The 18,655-nt window shown below is 67.9% G+C and carries 13 protein-coding genes and 3 rRNA genes; 3 read left to right on the top strand and 13 right to left on the bottom strand.

Annotated features, from left to right (window positions below):
* Positions 1-50: 50 nt before the first annotated feature.
* Together BR98_RS28515 and BR98_RS28510 are read left to right on the top strand one after the other, a co-directional pair.
* Positions 51-1,268: an ROK family transcriptional regulator gene (locus tag BR98_RS28515; RefSeq protein ID WP_157537966.1), complete on the top strand. Its 1,218-nt coding sequence runs from the start codon at positions 51-53 to the stop codon at positions 1,266-1,268.
* 123 nt (positions 1,269-1,391) lie between these two features.
* Positions 1,392-2,702 carry an LLM class flavin-dependent oxidoreductase gene (locus BR98_RS28510; RefSeq protein ID WP_035849100.1) on the top strand — a complete coding sequence of 437 codons (1,311 nt, stop codon included), beginning with the start codon at positions 1,392-1,394 and terminating at the stop codon, positions 2,700-2,702.
* 56 nt (positions 2,703-2,758) lie between these two features.
* Here the strand turns inward: BR98_RS28510 and BR98_RS28505 are convergent, their stop codons facing one another.
* From BR98_RS28505 to BR98_RS28445, 13 genes are all read right to left on the bottom strand, one after another.
* The gene (locus BR98_RS28505; RefSeq protein ID WP_035849097.1) at positions 2,759-3,643 is read right to left on the bottom strand and encodes a TauD/TfdA dioxygenase family protein; all 885 of its coding nucleotides are present in this window, start codon (positions 3,641-3,643) and stop codon (positions 2,759-2,761) included.
* A gap of 20 nt (positions 3,644-3,663) precedes the next feature.
* A complete protein-coding gene (locus BR98_RS28500) occupies positions 3,664-4,011 on the bottom strand; it encodes a 4Fe-4S dicluster domain-containing protein (RefSeq protein WP_035849095.1) in 348 nt (115 codons plus the stop codon).
* Positions 4,008-5,123, bottom strand: coding sequence for an FAD-dependent oxidoreductase (locus tag BR98_RS28495; RefSeq protein WP_035849093.1), 1,116 nt, complete (start codon positions 5,121-5,123; stop codon positions 4,008-4,010). The genes BR98_RS28500 and BR98_RS28495 overlap by 4 nt, the downstream gene beginning before the upstream one ends.
* A gap of 14 nt (positions 5,124-5,137) precedes the next feature.
* Entirely contained in the window at positions 5,138-6,025 is an 888-nt protein-coding gene (locus tag BR98_RS28490) for an ABC transporter permease (RefSeq protein ID WP_035849091.1), read from the bottom strand.
* Entirely contained in the window at positions 6,022-6,876 is an 855-nt protein-coding gene (locus tag BR98_RS28485) for an ABC transporter ATP-binding protein (RefSeq protein ID WP_035849089.1), read from the bottom strand. The genes BR98_RS28490 and BR98_RS28485 overlap by 4 nt, the downstream gene beginning before the upstream one ends.
* The gene (locus tag BR98_RS28480) at positions 6,873-7,883 is read right to left on the bottom strand and encodes an ABC transporter substrate-binding protein (RefSeq protein WP_035849087.1); all 1,011 of its coding nucleotides are present in this window, start codon (positions 7,881-7,883) and stop codon (positions 6,873-6,875) included. The genes BR98_RS28485 and BR98_RS28480 overlap by 4 nt, the downstream gene beginning before the upstream one ends.
* A gap of 496 nt (positions 7,884-8,379) precedes the next feature.
* Positions 8,380-8,994 carry an LppU/SCO3897 family protein gene (locus tag BR98_RS39710; RefSeq protein ID WP_157537965.1) on the bottom strand — a complete coding sequence of 205 codons (615 nt, stop codon included), beginning with the start codon at positions 8,992-8,994 and terminating at the stop codon, positions 8,380-8,382.
* A 199-nt stretch (positions 8,995-9,193) separates the two neighbouring features.
* Positions 9,194-9,898 carry an ABC transporter ATP-binding protein gene (locus BR98_RS28470; protein ID WP_051970290.1) on the bottom strand — a complete coding sequence of 235 codons (705 nt, stop codon included), beginning with the start codon at positions 9,896-9,898 and terminating at the stop codon, positions 9,194-9,196.
* Between the two features lie 176 nt (positions 9,899-10,074).
* Positions 10,075-10,191, bottom strand: a 5S ribosomal RNA gene (rrf, locus tag BR98_RS28465).
* An 86-nt stretch (positions 10,192-10,277) separates the two neighbouring features.
* Positions 10,278-13,397: ribosomal RNA gene (locus BR98_RS28460) — 23S ribosomal RNA — on the bottom strand.
* A gap of 279 nt (positions 13,398-13,676) precedes the next feature.
* Positions 13,677-15,198 (bottom strand): 16S ribosomal RNA (locus BR98_RS28455).
* The 16S, 23S and 5S rRNA genes sit together here, the layout of an rRNA operon.
* 524 nt (positions 15,199-15,722) lie before the next feature.
* Positions 15,723-16,454: a nucleoside/nucleotide kinase family protein gene (locus tag BR98_RS28450; protein ID WP_083977081.1), complete on the bottom strand. Its 732-nt coding sequence runs from the start codon at positions 16,452-16,454 to the stop codon at positions 15,723-15,725.
* A 77-nt stretch (positions 16,455-16,531) separates the two neighbouring features.
* A complete protein-coding gene (locus tag BR98_RS28445) occupies positions 16,532-17,473 on the bottom strand; it encodes a S66 peptidase family protein (RefSeq protein ID WP_035849084.1) in 942 nt (313 codons plus the stop codon).
* 122 nt (positions 17,474-17,595) lie between these two features.
* Here BR98_RS28445 and BR98_RS28440 point away from each other — a divergent pair, with 122 nt between their 5' ends.
* A complete protein-coding gene (locus tag BR98_RS28440; RefSeq protein ID WP_157537964.1) occupies positions 17,596-18,621 on the top strand; it encodes a hypothetical protein in 1,026 nt (341 codons plus the stop codon).
* Positions 18,622-18,655 lie beyond the last annotated feature (34 nt).

Here is an 18,655-nt window from a genome sequence, read left to right as displayed (position 1 = left end):
TTCATGCCCCCGCCACCGTGGTGCAACACGCCACGGTCAGACTCGTCCGCATGCTCTCACTGGTTGCCGCACCGATGGTCGGCCCCGAACCCGCACCGATCGCGGGCGGCGGGGCCGGCGCGGTGCTGCGGGCGGTGCTGGCCGGCGGCCCGATGGCCCGGTCGGCCGTCGGCCGAGCCACCGGGCTGAGTCCGGCGGCGGTCTCCCGGCACACCTCGGACCTGATCGGGATCGGGCTGCTGCGTGAGCTGCCGCCGGTGGCGGGTCCGCCGCGGGCCGGTCGGCCGCAGCTGCCGCTGGACATCGACACCAGCCGCCACCTGGCGCTGGGCGTGCACATCGGAGTGCCCTGGCTGACCTTCGCGCTGATGGACCTGCGCGGGCGGGTGGTGGCGCACGAACGGCTGCCGCGCACCGGCGACGCGTCGACCGTGCTCGCCACGGTCCGGGCCCACCTGCCCGGCTTCACCGCCCGCCGGGCCGCCGGGCGCTCGCTGCTCGGCCTGGGCGTGGTCACCGGCGGTTGGGTGGACAGCGAGCGCGGCAGCGTGGTCGAAAACGCGGCGCTGGGCTGGCGGGACGTGCCGCTGCGCGAGCCGCTGGCCGGCGCGCTGGGCCCGTCCAGGGGCCGGCTGCCGGTGCACGTGGACAGCCATGCCCGGGCGCTGGCCCAGGCGGAGCTGCTGTTCGGGGCCGCCGCCGGGGCCACCGAGCTGGTGCAACTGTTCGTCGGGAACGTGGTGGACGCGGCGATCGCCACCGGCGGCACGGTGCTGCGCGGGCGCCGCTCGCGGGCCGGCGAGATCGCCCACCTGCCGGTGCGGGGCTCCACCGAGGCCTGCCCGTGCGGACGGACCGGCTGCCTGCAGGCCACGGTGTCGGAACGGACGGTGGCCCGGCGGGCCCACCAGCAGGGGCTGATCGCCCGACCCGACATCGAGTTGCTCTCGGCGCTGGCCGCCGCCGGCCACCCCGGCGCGGTACGGCTCTTCGAGGAGCGGCTGCGGCTGGTCGCCCCGGCCGCCGCGCTGCTGCTGGACATGCTCAACCCCGAGGTGCTGGCCGTGAACGAGCTGGGGCTGCTGCTGGTACCGGGACTGGCCGAGTACTTCGCGCACCAGGTCGGCGTCCGGCCGGAGCCCTCGCAGCTGGTGACCGCCTCCGCGTTCGGCCGCGAGGTGCTGGCGGTGGCCGCCTGCGCCGGCGTGCTGGACGCCGCCTACCGGCGGCCGATGGAGCTGCGCACGGTGCGCGCCGCCGCCGGCTGACGGAAGGTCAGGAAAGGCGGGACGGGGGTTTCTTCCACCCCGTCAGGAATCGTTGTGGCGGCCCGCGACCGGTCGGAGAATCGAAGTAATCCCAGTTCAGCCACGGTTTTTGGAGGCTTTGCCATGCCCGGCGACAACCAGCGGCAGTTGCACCTCAACCTCTTCCTGATGGGTGTCGGCCACCATGAGGCGGCCTGGCGCCATCCGCGCACCGACCCCGCCCAGGCGGCCGACATCGGACACTTCCAACGCCTGGCCCAGGCCGCCGAGGCGGCCGCCTTCGACTCGGTCTTCCTGGCCGACGGCGTGGAGGCCCGCACCGACGGCGGCTGGGGCCTGGTCAGCCACTTCGAGCCGTTCACCCTGCTGGCCGCGCTGGCCGCGGTGACCGAGCGGATCGGCCTGATCGGCACCGTCTCCACCGGTTTCACCGAGCCGTACAACCTGGCCCGCCAGTTCGCCTCGCTGGACCACCTCAGCCACGGCCGGGCCGGCTGGAACATCGTCACCTCGGCCGGAGAGCGGTCCGCGCAGAACTTCAACCGCACCGCCAACCAGCGCCACGAGGTGCGCTACCAGCGGGCCGACGAGTTCCTGCAGGTGGTCACCGCGCTCTGGGACAGCTGGGAGGACGGCGCGCTGCTGCTCGACCGGGCCGACGGCACCTACGCCGACCAGCAGAAGGTGCACGAGATCGGGCACGTCGGCGAGCACTTCCAGGTCCGCGGACCGCTGAACATCCCGCGCAGCCCGCAGGGTTACCCGCTGCTGGTGCAGGCCGGCTCCTCGCAGGACGGCAAGGGCTTCGCGGCCCGCTGGGCCGAGGCGGTCTTCACCGCGCAGCAGACGCTGGCCGAGGGACAGGCCTTCTACGCCGACCTGAAGCGCCGCACCGCCGAGGCCGGGCGCGACCCGCGCGGGATCAAGGTGCTGCCCGGCGTGGTGCCGGTGCTGGGCTCGACCGAGGCCGAGGCCCGGGCGCTGGACCAGGAGCTGACCGAACTGATCACCCCGGAGCGGTCGGTGGCGGTGCTCTCCAGCGTGCTCGGGGTGGACCTGACGGACCACCCGCTGGACCAGCCGCTGCCGCCGCTGCCCCCGCTGGCCGAGATCAACGGCGCGAAGAGCCGGTTCGAGCTGATCCGGGACCTGGCCGAGCGGGACCGGCTGACCCTGCGTCAGCTGGTCGGGCGGCTCGGCGGCGGGCGCGGGCACCAGGTGGTGGTCGGCACCCCCGAGCAGCTGGCCGACCACATCGAGACCTGGTTCACCCAGGGCGCGGCGGACGGCTTCAACATCATGCCGCCGCTGCTGCCGGCCGTACTCACCGACTTCGTCGACCAGGTGGTGCCGCTGCTGCGCAAGCGCGGCCTGTTCCGCGAGGGCTACGAGGGGACGACGCTTCGCGACCACTACGGGCTGCCGCGACGCTGAGCAGAACGCCTGAAGGGGGAGCGCCGGCCGGCGCTCCCCCTTCAGGCGTGCGGCGGTCAGCCGGTGTAGTGCGCGGCCTCGTCACCCTCGATCAGGTAGCTCGGCTCGCCCGAGACGCCGACCGGGACGTCGCCCGCCACCGTCACCCGGTGCAGTCGGCGCGGCAGGTCGTCGTAGTCGTCCGGGGCGTAGTGCTGGGTGGCACGGTTGTCGAAGAGCACCAGGTCGCCCTCGGCCCAGCGCCAGCGGACCACGTTCTCCGGCCGGGTCACGTAGGCCTGCAGGCTGCGCAGCAGGTCGTGCGACTCGTGGCCGGGCAGGCCGAGGATGCGCTGCGCGAAGCCGCCGATGAACAGGCCGCGTTCGCCGCTCTCCGGGTGCACCCGCACCACCGGGTGCGCGGTGCGGTACGTGCGGGAGGTGAAGACGGCGCGCCGCTCGGCCTCCTTCTCGTCCAGCTCCCGGCCCTGTGCGTAGTCGTAGTCGTTGGTGTGCACCGCCCAGAGCCGGTCGGCCAGTTCGCGCAGTGTGGGCGGCATGTCCTGGTACGCGGTCTGGGTGTTGGCGATCAGGGTGTTGCCGCCGTAGGGCGGGACCACCAGGCTGCGCAGCGTGCTGGCCTTGGGCGGGGTGCGGACGAAGGTGACGTCGGTGTGCCAGTGGTTGGCCCGGCCGCCGTCGGCGCTGTCCACCGGCAGCACATTGGGCTGGCCGTCCAGCGGGGGAACCGTCGGGTGGGCGGTGGTGAGCGGGCCGAAGTGGGCGGCGAACCGGGTCTGCGCCGCGTCGTCCAGCTGCTGGCCGCGGAAGAAGAGCGCCTTGTGGGCGAGCAGCGCGGTGTTGAGCTCGGTGACGGTCTGCGGGTCGAGGGCGCCGGCCAGGTCGAGGCCGAGCACCTCGGCGCCGATCCGGCCGCCGACCTTGCGGATCTCCAGGGTCATGGTGTTGTCCTTCCAGGAACTCACGAGGTGATGGGCGAGGGTCCGAAGGCGGGGCCGACGGCCCGGGCGGCGCCCGGAGTGCGGCCGTGGCCCCAGCCGATCTGCTCGCGGTAGCTGCCGAGCAGTCCGGCGCCGGCCAACGCGGTCTCGTCGTGCACGACCGGGTCGGCGGGGCGGGGGTGGGTGTAGGGGGCGACGAAGAGCGCGTCGACCGGGCAGTTGGCTTCGCACTGGAAGCAGGTCTGGCAGTCCTCCTGCCGGGCGATCAGCGGGATACCGTCCGGACCGCGGTCGAAGACGTCGGTCGGGCAGACCTTGACGCACTTGTCGCAGCCGATGCAGCGGGCCGCGGAGACCAGTTCGATCACGCGGCGGCCCCGGTCAGCGTCCGGGTCCAGACCTGGTCCAGGCCGCCGGTGGCGATCCGGTGGTGCTGGGCCGGGTCCTGCTCGGGGTGGTCCAGGCGCTTGGCCATGCCCCGGGTCTCGGTGCGGGCCAGCGCGGAGCGGTACATCCAGCGGGCGTGGGCGGCCAGCGCGGCCGCCTGCCGGGTACGGAGCGCCTGCGCGCCGGTGCCGTGCAGGCCGGACCTGACGGACTCCCAGGCGGCGTCCAGCACGGTCAACGCCGCGCTGAGGCGCTCACCGTGGCGCAGGTAGTTTCGGCAGTACACCTTCTCGCTGAGCAGCGTGCGGGCGATCACCGAGCGACCGACCTGGCTGCCCGCACCCTCCAGCTCGCTGCCGTCCGCGCGGTAGAAGGTGGCGAAGGAGTAGAAGGCGGTCTTGGTCACCGAGGTGTGCTCGGGCGCGATGCCGTAGGCGTTGGAGAACTCCATGCCGGACAGTTCCGCGCCGACCTCGGCCGCGAACAGCGCACCGTCGCCGGTGTTGGTGTCCGTGCCGAGCGCCTTGCTGAGGAAGGCGCAGCCGCCGGTGGCGAGGACCACCGCGCCCGCGCGGACCAGGTAGTCGACGCCCTGCTGGCGCCGGTGGCCGGCCGCCCCGGCCACCGATCCGTCGGGGGTGGTGAGCAGTTCGGTGACCGGGCTGTGGTCCAGGATCCGCACGCCGGCCCGGCGGACCGCGATCCGCATCCGGCGCATGTACTCCGGGCCTTGCAGTCCGTTGCGCAGCTGGCGCCCGTCGGGGCCGGTGGGGAAGGGGTAACGGCCCCGTTCGGCCAGCTCGTTCATGTTGGCGTAGGTCTGGTCGAGGACCCGGGCCATCCAGCGGCGGTCGGCCAGGTAGCCGCCGAGGGCTTCGCGAGAGGCCATCGCGGCCTCCCGGGCGGCCGGATCGGGCTGCACGTACCAGACCCCGGTGCCGCCGGCAGCGGTGGCACCGCTGGTGCCGCAGTAGCCCTTGTCGGCGAGCACCACCTCGGCGCCGGACCTGGCCGCGGTCAGCGCCGCCCAGCTGGCGGCGGGGCCGCCGCCGACCACCACCACATCCGCATCCACTATCTGACGATCAGTCATCTCTGTTTACTCCCTCAGCCGTTGAGCGGGGCACGCCATCCGGTGAAGCGACGCTCCAGGGCCACCAGCAGCTGGTTGAAGAGCACACCGATGACGGAGATCGTCACGATGCCCGCGTACATCTGCGGGATCGCGAAGTTGAACTGCGCGGCGTTCACCAGATAGCCCAGGCCCGCCTTGGCGCCGACCATCTCGGCGGCCACCAGGACCAGGATCGAGACCGCCCCGGCCAGCCGGATGCCGGTGAAGACCACCGGGACGGAGGCGGGCAGGATCACCTTCTGGAAGAGCCGCAGCGGCGACAGGTCCAGCGAGCGGGCCAGCCGCAGCAGGGTCGGGTCCACGGTGCGCACCGCGCTGATCGTGTTGAGCAGGATCGGCCACAGGCAGGCGTACAGCACGATCGAGATCTTCGAGGTCTCGCCGATCCCGAGGATCAGCGTGAAGACCGGCAGCAGGGCCAAGGCTGCGGTGTTGCGGAACAGTTCGAGCAGCGGGCTGAGCAGGTTGGCGACCGGCCGGTACCAGCCGATCAACAGGCCCAGCGGCACCCCGATCAGCACCGCCAGGCCGAAGCCGGTGAGCGAACGGGTCAGACTGGCCTCGGTGTTGGTGGCGAGCTGGCCGTTGCCCAGCAGCTGCCACCAGGCCTGGGCGACCTGGGAGAACGGCGGCAGGAAGGTGGCGTCCACCAGGCCGGCCCGCGGGGCGGTCTCCCACAGCGCGAGCAGGGCGAGGATCGCGACGGACTTGGTCAGGCCGGTCAGCAGCAGCCGACGGAGGCGCCACGGCCGGCGAAGGCGGGGAAGGCGCGACGGCGGGCGCTGCCTGGTCGGGGACGGCGGTGCTTGGTCGCGCACCGACGGTGCGGGCGCGGGTGAGGTCCTGAGGTCGGTGCTCATGACGGGACGGCCTCCTTCTCCAACTGCTGGGCCCGGGACACCTCGTCGTGCAGCAGGCGCCAGATCCGGTGCCGGTGCTCGGCGAACTCCGGACTGGAGCGCAAGTCCTGGACAGTCAGCCGGTCACCCGGCCGATCGCCGAGCCGGTCACCCAACCGATCGCCGAATCGATCGCCGAGTTCGATCGGGACCACCTCCTTGACCCGGCCCGGCCGGGAGGTGAGCACCGCGACGCGTTGGCCGAGGTAGACCGCCTCGTCGATCCCATGGGTGATGAAGACCACCGTCTTGCCGGTGCGCTGCCAGATCCGCAGCAGCTCGTCCTGCAGCGACTCCCGGGTCTGCGCGTCCAGCGCGGCGAACGGCTCGTCCATCAGCAGCACTTCGGGGTCGTAGGCGAGGCTGCGGGCGATCGCCACCCGCTGCTTCATACCGCCGGACAGCTCATGCGGATGGCGGTCCTCGAAGCCGGTCAGGCCCACCAGCGCGAGGTACTCGCGGGCCCGGGCGGTGCGCTCGCGGCGCGGCAGACCCAGGCGCTCCAGGCCGAACTCGACGTTGCCCTGCGCGGTGCGCCAGGGCAGCAGCGCGTACTGCTGGAAGACCGTGCTGCGGTCCAGGCCGGGACCGGTGACCGGCTTGCCGCCGAGCAGGATCTCGCCGGAGGTCGGCGTGGTCAGCCCACCGAGCAGGTCGAGCAGGGTGGACTTGCCGCAGCCGCTGGGCCCGACCAGGACCACGAACTCGCCTGCGGCGACCTCCAGATCGATCCCGTCGACGGCGGTGATCGCCGAGCCGCCGCGTACCGGAAAGCTCTTGGTCACGCCACGGAAGCTGATCGCGGCGCTCATCGCGGGCCCGCGTTGAAGTCGTTGGTGTAGAGCGAACCCGGCCTGACCTGACCGGACTTGATGTCACCGTGGGAGACCAACCAGTCGATCCAGAGCTGGAACTCCGCATCCGAGATCCGGCCGCCGGTCTCGGCCACCCCGGTGGACTTCCAGTACTGCAGGGCGGCGACGTCCTCGTTGCGCCCGCGCTTCTTGACGATCTCGACGCTGCGGGCGATCACCTGCTCGCGCGGCGTGCTGCGGGCCCACTCGATGGCCTTGGCCACGCCGGTGACGAAGGTCCTCGCGGTGGTCGGGTTCGCCTTCAGGAAGCGCTCGGTGACCACGAAGGTGCCCGCGCTGAACGCACCAAGCAGCTGGAAGTCGCTGAACACCTGCCGGATGCCGCCGCCGGCCAGCGCCTTGTCCAGCAGCACTCCGCCGAGCACCGCCACGTCGATCTGCTTCTGCCGCAGCGCCTGCTCGGTGTTGACCGGCGGGATCACCAACGGCTCCACCTTGGCGATCTCGGCGGGGGTGAGGCCGTTGCGCTGCAGGTAGATGTCGAGCATCGCCTCGCTGTGCGCACCGAGGGTGTTCATCCCGACCTTCTTGCCGATCAGGTCGCGGGCGGACTGGATCGGGCTGTCGTTGAGCACGTAGAACCCGTTGAAGACCTGCTGGTCGACGCCGTAGTAGCTGATCACCGCCTTGACCGGGGCGCCGGCCGCGATCAGCTTGACCACCGCACCGTTGAAGGCGCCGCCGAAGTCGACCTGGCCGGTGGCGGCCGACTGGATGTCCTGCGGGCCGCTGATCGTGTTGCCCACCCACTCCAGCGTCACATCACCGAAGTAGCCGAGGTCCTGGGCGAGTTCGGGCAGTGTGACCTGGCCGGCCCAGCCCTGGTAGCGGAGCTTCCTGGTCTCCTGGCCGCTGCCTGCCTCGGCGGTGGCCCGACCGCAGGCGGCGGCCGCGGCGGCCAGGCCGGCGAGGACGAGGAGCTGACGTCTGGTGGTTCTGGGCATGGCAGTGGTCCTTTGCGTGCAAGCATGCTGACGATCCGTCAGATCCAGCCGTACGGCGACGCGTACCGAGGGAGGACGGGCGGGCGGGTGACGCGAGGCGAGGGGCCGGCGGCGCGAGCTCGGAGCGGGCGGCGGGGGTGCCTGCGCGGGGCAGCTGCAAGGGGTGCCCGTAAGGGGGCAGCGGCGAGGGGCCGGCCGAGCAGAGCGGAGGGCTCAGCGGCAGACAGCACAGAGCGCGCTCGCGTGCCGTCGCAGATCGACGTGCAGGCGAGCGACCAGGGCAAGGGCTCGGTGGCTCACGAGTGCAAGGTTCCCAGCGTGGCCGGGGCCGGTACAACGAATGTTCCCCCGCCGGAAGAAACCCGCACGGGGGGGGTGGTGCGCAAACGCCGGTGCCGGGCCGCCCATCGAGGGGCGGCCCGGCACCGGGGCTTGGTTCAGGCTGGGCCTACTTCAGGCTGGGCCTGCTTCAAGCCGTGCTTACTTCAAGCTGCGCTTACTTCAAGAAGTGCAGGCAGAGCGTGATCGCGTCGGAGCCCTGCTGCTCGGTGTAGTAGCCGTCAGCGTCGGAGTACTTCTTGCAGGTCTCCTCCGGCATCGAGGCGCCCTTCTCCTTGCCGACCACCTTGGCGTCGGCCGAGGCGTCCGAGCAGGCGATCACCGTGACGTCCGGGTGGTCGTCGGTGGCACCGGCGGCCACCGCACCACCCTTGTTGTGCACGCAGTCGCCGACCGAGGCGTACTTCGGGTCGTGCTTGAACCCGTAGATCGCCGCGAGGACGACCGCGATCACCACCACCGGCACGACGATGGCGAACAGGATCACCTTCCCGCGGCGCTTCGGCTGCGGCGGCGGCGCCCCCCAGCCCTGCGGCTGCTGGGCGTACGGAGCCTGACCCGGCTGGGCGTAGCCCGGCTGCGGCTGTGCATAACCCTGCGCGGGCGGGGCATAGCCCTGCTGCGGCGGGGGCGTCGGAGCGCCGTAGGCGGGCGCGGGCCCACCGGCGGGCGGGCCGAATGCTGCGGGCGGCGGGCCGAAGCCACCCTGCGGCGGCTGGCCGGCGGGGCCCTGCGGCGGGTACGGCCCCTGGGGCGGCGGCGGAGTGGACAAGCGGATCCCCCGTGATGAGGTGACGTCAAGGAACGGCCGAACGACACGGCCAAACCGCGAGACTATCGGGGGCACGGCGTCGGCCGAAAGCCGGATGGGCCCTCAACAAGCCACCGTCGCCGAACAGTGTCCGAGCTGTGACCGGATGTCAGCTGGGCACCCGTCAGCCCGCCGACCGGTCGCTCGATCGATCGATCGCTCAGTCGACGATGTGCCCGTCGCGCAGCTCCACCACCCGGTCCGCCAGCTCCATCAACTGCTGGTCGTGGGTGGCGACCAGGACCGTCACCCCCTCGCTGCGCACCACCGCACGCAGCAGCTCCATCACCGAGCGCCCGGTCTCCGAGTCCAGCTGCCCGGTCGGCTCGTCCGCAATGATCAGCGCAGGCTCGTTGGCCAACGCCCGGGCGATCGCCACCCGTTGCTGCTGCCCACCGGAGAGCTCGGTCGGCCGCTGCTCGGCGTGCTCGGCCAGACCGACCAGCGCCAACAGGGTGGCGACCCGCTCCTCGCGCACGGCCGCCGGCACCTTGCGCAGCCGCATCGGCACCCCGACGTTCTCCGCGGCGCTCAGGATCGGGATCAGGCCGAAGGACTGGAAGACGAAGCCGATCCGGTCCCTACGCAGCGCCAGCCGGTCCGCCTCGTCCATCCCGGCCAGGTCGGCGCCGTCCAGGGTGATCCGGCCCGAGCTGGGCGCGTCCAGGCCGCCGACCAGGTTGAGCAGAGTGGTCTTGCCCGAGCCCGACCGGCCGCGCAGCGCGGTCAGTTCGCCGCGCCGGGCGGTGAAGGAGACCCCGCGCAACGCGTGCACGGCAGTGGCGCCGCCCCCGAAGGTGCGCCAGACGTCCTCGACCTCGACCATGGGCGCCAGAGTGGTGCTGGTGCTCCGTTGCTCGCTCATTCCCTAGTCCCCCCTCCAACCGGCCGTGCGGCCGGACCCCCAGTACGGTAACCCCGAGTCCGCGGTTTGCGCCCTCATGGTGGCGAAGGTTTCCAAACCGAGGCCCAACGCGAAGAAGCCCCCACCATACTGCGTTTAATTAAACACAGTATGGTGGGGGCTTCTTCTGAATGATTGTTCGGCGGCGTCCTACTCTCCCACAGGGTCCCCCCTGCAGTACCATCGGCGCTGTAAGGCTTAGCTTCCGGGTTCGGAATGTAACCGGGCGTTTCCCTCACGCTATGACCACCGAAACACTATGAAACTGTCGCCGCACCATCCCCGTGACCAAACGGGATGGGGTCGTTGTTTCAGAACAACACAGTGGACGCGAGCAACTGAGGACAAGCCCTCGGCCTATTAGTACCGGTCAGCTCCACCCATTACTGGGCTTCCACATCCGGCCTATCAACCCAGTCGTCTACTGGGAGCCTTACCCTCTCAAGGAGGTGGGAGTGCTCATCTCGAAGCAGGCTTCCCGCTTAGATGCTTTCAGCGGTTATCCCTCCCGAACGTAGCCAACCAGCCATGCCCTTGGCAGGACAACTGGCACACCAGAGGTTCGTCCGTCCCGGTCCTCTCGTACTAGGGACAGCCCTTCTCAACACTCCTACGCGCACAGCGGATAGGGACCGAACTGTCTCACGACGTTCTAAACCCAGCTCGCGTACCGCTTTAATGGGCGAACAGCCCAACCCTTGGGACCTACTCCAGCCCCAGGATGCGACGAGCCGACATCGAGGTGCCAAACCATCCCGTCGATATGGACTCTTGGGGAAGATCAGCCTGTTATCCCCGGGGTACCTTTTATCCGTTGAGCGACGGCGCTTCCACAAGCCACCGCCGGATCACTAGTCCCTGCTTTCGCACCTGCTCGACCCGTCGGTCTCACAGTCAAGCTCCCTTGTGCACTTACACTCAACACCTGATTGCCAACCAGGCTGAGGGAACCTTTGGGCGCCTCCGTTACCCTTTAGGAGGCAACCGCCCCAGTTAAACTACCCACCAGACACTGTCCCTGATCCGGATCACGGACCCAGGTTAGACATCCAGCACGACCAGAGTGGTATTTCAACGACGACTCCACCAAGACTGGCGTCAAGGCTTCAAAGTCTCCCACCTATCCTACACAAGCCGAACCGAACACCAATATCAAGCTATAGTAAAGGTCCCGGGGTCTTTCCGTCCTGCTGCGCGAAACGAGCATCTTTACTCGTAATGCAATTTCACCGGGCCTATGGTTGAGACAGTCGAGAAGTCGTTACGCCATTCGTGCAGGTCGGAACTTACCCGACAAGGAATTTCGCTACCTTAGGATGGTTATAGTTACCACCGCCGTTTACTGGCGCTTAAGTTCTCAGCTTCGCCCGGACGAATCCAAGCTAACCGGTCCCCTTAACGTTCCAGCACCGGGCAGGCGTCAGTCCGTATACATCGCCTTACGGCTTCGCACGGACCTGTGTTTTTAGTAAACAGTCGCTTCTCGCTGGTCTCTGCGGCCGGCCCCAGCTCGGGCAGCAAGTGCCTCCACCAGTTCCGGCCCCCCTTCTCCCGAAGTTACGGGGGCATTTTGCCGAGTTCCTTAACCATAGTTCACCCGAACGCCTCGGTATTCTCTACCTGACCACCTGAGTCGGTTTGGGGTACGGGCCGCCATGAAACTCGCTAGAGGCTTTTCTCGACAGCATAGGATCATCCACTTCACCACAATCGGCTCGGCATCAGGTCTCAGCCTTAAAGAGTGGCGGATTTGCCTACCACTCGGCCTACACCCTTACCCCGGGACAACCACCGCCCGGGCTGGACTACCTTCCTGCGTCACCCCATCGCTCACCTAATACCCTGTCGGATCAGCGGCTCCACCACGTCCCTTTGTCCGAAGACTCCGGGCCGGCTTCACGGCCTTAGCATTCAGAGGTTCAGCGTTGGCGCTTCAAAGCGGGTACGGGAATATCAACCCGTTGTCCATCGACTACGCCTGTCGGCCTCGCCTTAGGTCCCGACTTACCCTGGGCAGATCAGCTTGACCCAGGAACCCTTGGTCAATCGGCGCAAGAGTTTCCCACTCTTGTATCGCTACTCATGCCTGCATTCTCACTCGTATCCCGTCCACGACTCGATTCCTCGGCCGCTTCACCCGGAACACGACGCTCCCCTACCCATCCACAGCGTCGTTGGACGTATTCTGTGAATGACACGACTTCGGTGGTGTGCTTGAGCCCCGCTACATTGTCGGCGCGGAATCACTTGACCAGTGAGCTATTACGCACTCTTTCAAGGGTGGCTGCTTCTAAGCCAACCTCCTGGTTGTCTCTGCGACTCCACATCCTTTCCCACTTAGCACACGCTTAGGGACCTTAGTCGGTGTTCTGGGCTGTTTCCCTCTCGACCATGGAGCTTATCCCCCACAGTCTCACTGCCACGCTCTCACTTACCGGCATTCGGAGTTTGGCTAAGGTCAGTAACCCGGTGAGGCCCATCGCCTATCCAGTGCTCTACCTCCGGCAAGAAACACGTGACGCTGCACCTAAATGCATTTCGGGGAGAACCAGCTATCACGGAGTTTGATTGGCCTTTCACCCCTAACCACAGGTCATCCCCCAGGTTTTCAACCCTGGTGGGTTCGGTCCTCCACACGGTCTTACCCGCGCTTCAACCTGCCCATGGCTAGATCACTCCGCTTCGGGTCTTGGGCATGCAACTCAAACGCCCTATTCGGACTCGCTTTCGCTACGGCTACCCCACACGGGTTAACCTCGCTACACACCGCAAACTCGCAGGCTCATTCTTCAAAAGGCACGCAGTCACGGCCCACCAGCAAGCTGGCGAACGACGCTCCCACGGCTTGTAGGCACACGGTTTCAGGTACTATTTCACTCCGCTCCCGCGGTACTTTTCACCATTCCCTCACGGTACTATCCGCTATCGGTCACCAGGGAATATTTAGGCTTAGCGGGTGGTCCCGCCAGATTCACACGGAATTTCTCGGGCTCCGTGCTACTTGGGAGAAGCTCAAGTGAGCCGCTAATGTTTCGTCTACGGGGGTCTTACCCTCTACGCCGGACCTTTCGCATGTCCTTCGACTACACCAACGGTTTCTGACTCACCCAGCCGCCGGCAGACGACTGAAGAACTTTCCCACGACCCCGTATCGGCAACCCCTGCCGGGTCTCACACCAATACGGTTTAGCCTCATCCGGTTTCGCTCGCCACTACTCCCGGAATCACGGTTGTTTTCTCTTCCTGCGGGTACTGAGATGTTTCACTTCCCCGCGTTCCCTCCACGCACCCTATGTGTTCAGGTGCGGGTGACAGCCCATGACGACTGCCGGGTTTCCCCATTCGGACACCCCCGGATCAAAGCTCGGTTGACAGCTCCCCGGGGCCTATCGCGGCCTCCCACGTCCTTCATCGGTTCCTGGTGCCAAGGCATCCACCGTGCGCCCTTAAAAACTTGGCCACAGATGCTCGCGTCCACTGTGCAGTTCTCAAACAACGACCAGACACCCACCTACACCACCCGAAAACGAGTACTGTCCGTGGGACCGGCATCCTCGAGGTTCAGACCATACGGCCGTTCCCTCAGGACCCAACAACGTGCCCGACACACCAGACTCAAGAACGCTTTCCACGCCGAAGCAGTACTCACGAACCATCACCCAGTGTGCCGAATAGTCAACGTTCCACCCATGAGCAACCGTGCGAGACATTCGCTCGCAACCGGCTATGTGCTCCTTAGAAAGGAGGTGATCCAGCCGCACCTTCCGGTACGGCTACCTTGTTACGACTTCGTCCCAATCGCTGGTCCCACCTTCGACGGCTCCCTCCCAAGGGTTAGGCCACCGGCTTCGGGTGTTACCGACTTTCGTGACGTGACGGGCGGTGTGTACAAGGCCCGGGAACGTATTCACCGCAGCATGCTGATCTGCGATTACTAGCAACTCCAACTTCATGGGGTCGAGTTGCAGACCCCAATCCGAACTGAGGCCGGCTTTTTGGGATTCGCTCCGCCTCGCGGCATCGCAGCCCTTTGTACCGACCATTGTAGCACGTGTGCAGCCCAAGACATAAGGGGCATGATGATTTGACGTCGTCCCCACCTTCCTCCGAGTTGACCCCGGCAGTCTCCTGTGAGTCCCCACCACCCCGAAAGGCGTGCTGGCAACACAGAACAAGGGTTGCGCTCGTTGCGGGACTTAACCCAACATCTCACGACACGAGCTGACGACAACCATGCACCACCTGTATACCGACCACAAGGGGGCGACTATCTCTAGCCGTTTCCGATATATGTCAAGCCTTGGTAAGGTTCTTCGCGTTGCGTCGAATTAAGCCACATGCTCCGCTGCTTGTGCGGGCCCCCGTCAATTCCTTTGAGTTTTAGCCTTGCGGCCGTACTCCCCAGGCGGGGAACTTAATGCGTTAGCTGCGGCACCGACGACGTGGAATGTCGCCAACACCTAGTTCCCAACGTTTACGGCGTGGACTACCAGGGTATCTAATCCTGTTCGCTCCCCACGCTTTCGCTCCTCAGCGTCAGTAATGGCCCAGAGATCCGCCTTCGCCACCGGTGTTCCTCCTGATATCTGCGCATTTCACCGCTACACCAGGAATTCCGATCTCCCCTACCACACTCTAGCCTGCCCGTATCGAATGCAGACCCGGGGTTAAGCCCCGGGCTTTCACATCCGACGCGACAGGCCGCCTACGAGCTCTTTACGCCCAATAATTCCGGACAACGCTCGCACCCTACGTATTACCGCGGCTGCTGGCACGTAGTTAGCCGGTGCTTCTTCTGCAGGTACCGTCACTTGCGCTTCTTCCCTGCTGAAAGAGGTTTACAACCCGAAGGCCGTCATCCCTCACGCGGCGTCGCTGCATCAGGCTTTCGCCCATTGTGCAATATTCCCCACTGCTGCCTCCCGTAGGAGTCTGGGCCGTGTCTCAGTCCCAGTGTGGCCGGTCGCCCTCTCAGGCCGGCTACCCGTCGTCGCCTTGGTAGGCCATTACCCCACCAACAAGCTGATAGGCCGCGGGCTCATCCTGCACCGCCGGAGCTTTACACCCAGAACCATGCGGTCCCAGGTCATATCCGGTATTAGACCCCGTTTCCAGGGCTTGTCCCAGAGTGCAGGGCAGATTGCCCACGTGTTACTCACCCGTTCGCCACTGATCCACCCCGAAGGGCTTCACCGTTCGACTTGCATGTGTTAAGCACGCCGCCAGCGTTCGTCCTGAGCCAGGATCAAACTCTCCGTGAATGTTTTCCCGTAATCGGGTCGACACCCGCGCAGAGCGGCACGACAATCAGCGGAATAGGCCGACCCCGTGCACTGCGTCCTCGCTAGTGTTTTACTTCAAAAGGAATCTCCAACCCCGATCAAGCGATCAAGGCCGGGGATGTCAACATATCTGGCGTTGACTTTTGGCACGCTGTTGAGTTCTCAAGGAACGGACACTTCCTTCAAGCTGCCTTCCAGCGAGCTCTCCGGGTGCTTCGTTCTTACTTCGCAAAGCTTATCAGATCCGAGTCTGTGCTCTTTCCCGACTTCGCTTTCGTCTTCCGCGACCTGACGGCCCGTCCGACGTGTTGAACTTTAGCCGATCCCCGCCCCGAAAGGCGAATCCAGCCACAATCCATATAAACGTGCACGCCAAATAGACACCGACCCGCGACAAAGCGCGACCCAGTACAGATCAGAAGTGGTGGTTCAAAGGATTGGCCGCCCCGGGACCGTCCGCGTAGACACGTGTCCGGTGCTCCCTGCCGAGCGACTAGTGAACCTTACTCCTCGTCGGCGGCAGCGGCAAACTCGGCCAGCTGGATGATGCGCGTGCACCGCTCCCGGCTGAGCTTCACGTACTCACCGTTCGGCTGGTCGTTGCTGTCTACCCAGGCCACCGCCCCGCGCCGGTCGCGCCCTCCGTTCAACTGACGGCTGATCAGACGCTCGGCGCGGATCTCGTCGTCCGCCTCCAGGTACCAGACCTCGCGCAGCAGCACGCGAGCGGCGGACCAGCCCGGGGCCTCCGCGGCGAGGTAGTTGCCCTCGGTGACGACCAGGCGGGTGCTGGGGGTGACCAGGTGGCGGGCGGCCACCGGCTCGTCGAGCTCGCGGTCGAAGTCGGGGACGTAGATGTCCTGGAAGCGGTCGGCGGCCAGCCGCTGCAGGAGGGCTACGTAGCCGTGGACGTCGAAGCTCGGTGGCGAGCCCTTGCGGTCGCGCAGGCCGAGCCGGTCCAGCTGGACGTTGGAGAGGTGGAAGCCGTCCATCGGGACGTAGGCGGCGGTGCCGGGGCCGGCGGCGCGGTTGACCTCGCTGACCAGGTGACGGGCCAGCGTCGATTTGCCCGCGCCGGGGGCACCGGTCACACCGAGCAGCGTTCGACCACCGTGACGTGCAGCGCTGAGGCTCCCGAGCAGCTCCGCCACCAGCTCGGCCGGCTGCACCCTATTACTGGCACGAGCGGCATGACGGGCATGAGTGGCATCAGTGACCTCACTGATGCCAGTCATGCCCGTGGCGTCAGTGGCGTCAGTGGAAGAGTGGGCTCCGGCTCGGCTCGCGCTCATCACTGCACCTTAACCGCACCCTAGAGGAGCGCCGGAAGGTCCAGGGTGAGCGTGCCGGCATCGGCATCCAGTACGGCGGGGAGGCCGAGCGGGACGGTGAGGGTGGAGGGGCCGTGGCCGAAGCCGAGCTCCCAGAGCACGGGGACGCCGAGCGGTCCGAGCCGTTCCAGCATCACCGCGCGCACCCGCTCCGGGTCGCCGCAGCCCTCCCAGGAACCGAGCGCCACCCCACGAACACCGTCCAGTGCGCCGGAGCGCAGCAGGTGGGTGATGATCCGGTCCAGTTGGTAGGGGTGCTCGTTGACGTCCTCCAGCAGCAGGATCGCTCCGGCGAAGGAGGCGCGGGCGCCGGGTGTGCCGCGCTCGGCCGCGAGGACGGCCGCGCAGCCACCGGCGGTGATGCCGTGGGCGCGGCCGGGGACCAGCGGTGCCGCCTCGGGGCCGGTGAGGGTCTGGACGGTGGCCGGCTCGAAGAGGGTGCGGCGCAGGTGTTCGGCGGTCGGCGGGTCACTGATGAAGGACGCGCCGGCGCCCATCGGGCCGTACAGCGAGGCCAGGCCCAGGCGCTGGGCGAGTTGCTCGTGCAGCACGGTGACGTCGCTGAAGCCGACCAGCACCTTGGGTGGGGCGGTGTGCAGCGCGTCCCAGTCGAGCAGGTCGATGACGCGTTGCGCACCGTAGCCGCCACGGGCACAGATGACGGCGGCGATGTCGGGGTCGAGCCAGGCTTCCTGGAAATCGGCGGTGCGGTCGGCGTCGGTTCCGGCGAAGTGGCGCAGGCGGGGGTGGGAACCGAGGACGTGTCGGCCGACCACCGGTTCCAGACCCCAGGAGCGCAGCAGGGCACAGCCGGCGTCCAGGCGGCGCGGGTCGACCTGTCCGCTGGGGGCGACCAGGGCCACTCGGTCGCCGGGGACCAGTCGGCGCGGGCGGGTCAGGCCGGTGACGGTTGAATCAGTCATGTACCAATCGTCCCTTCTGAGTGGCCGTCTGTTCGTCGTGTCCGGTTCGCCCGGGGTCCCATGGACGTTCCCCCTCCGGTACGGCAGGATTCGGGCGGACTGTACACCGGAGGACCTCACCGATGAGCTCGTCGTTCATACCGATGGACACACCTAACCAGCCCTCGACCGCAGGGGCCGCGGCCGAGCTGCCCCAGGTCTGCCCACCGGCCGTGCCGAGCCAACCGGCGGGCGACGGACCGCTCTCGGGGACGGCCGGATTGGGCCAGGAACCGTCCGACACACCGTCGGTCGACCGTCCCGACGCGGGCGCGGCAACCACCGCGAACCTGCTGACCGGCCTGGCCTCGCGCCTGCGTACCGCCTACGAGCAGGGCGCCAGGCTGGACGACCTTGCCGTGGCGAGCCATCAGTCGGTGGCCGAAGTGCGGGAGTTGTTGGCGCTCGCCGGGGTCGATCCGAGTGCGGAGCGCCCGGTGGGCCGGGTCGGCGTGGGCGGGACGGTTCCGCTGCAGCGTGACGGTGCGGCGGAGGGTCTGCCGGGTGAGGCACCCAAGGACGGCTCGCCGGGCGGCTGGGTGTCGAGCACAGGTCGCCCCCGGCCGCGGATCCGCCGGCAGGCGCCGCAACGACGTCTGCCCAAGGCGGGCTTCACCGCGCCGGGGACCCCCGGGGCGGCGGCGGAGCGAGGCCAGGAGCAGCCGGCCGCAGCGCCGTCGGTGCCCGCTTCACCCGTTGCACCGACCGCCCCGGCGCCGTCGGCCGGCTCGGCGGAGCCGGGCCAGGGCCTGGCGGAGCAGCATCCGGACCCGGCGGCGGCTCGGCCCGCGCCGCCGCTCGGCGTACTGATCGGCAGCCCCCGGCAGCCGGTCGCGCCGAGCCCTCGGCCGGACGAGCAGCGCTATCGCCGGGTCGACGCCCAGGTGGTCAAGGCAGGCCGGGGCACCACACTCGCCGTACTGCCGTCCTGGCGTTCCTCGATCGCCGTCTCGGTCCCGACGGAGCTGCTGCTCGGCGCCACGGGGCTGAGCTACGAGGAGCTCAGGCACGCCGAGTTGACCGTGGTGATCAACACGGAGGCGCTGCACGACCGGGAGTTGCGTCCGCGCGACTGGCAGGTCTCGCCGAACTGGCGCCGCGCCGTCTGACGGGCCTGCCGGGGCTGACAGGACTGACGGTCCG

The organism is Kitasatospora azatica KCTC 9699 (genome assembly GCF_000744785.1).
GTDB classification, from domain to species: Bacteria; Actinomycetota; Actinomycetes; order Streptomycetales; family Streptomycetaceae; genus Kitasatospora; species Kitasatospora azatica.
This window is presented reverse-complemented; position numbering and strand designations above follow the sequence as displayed.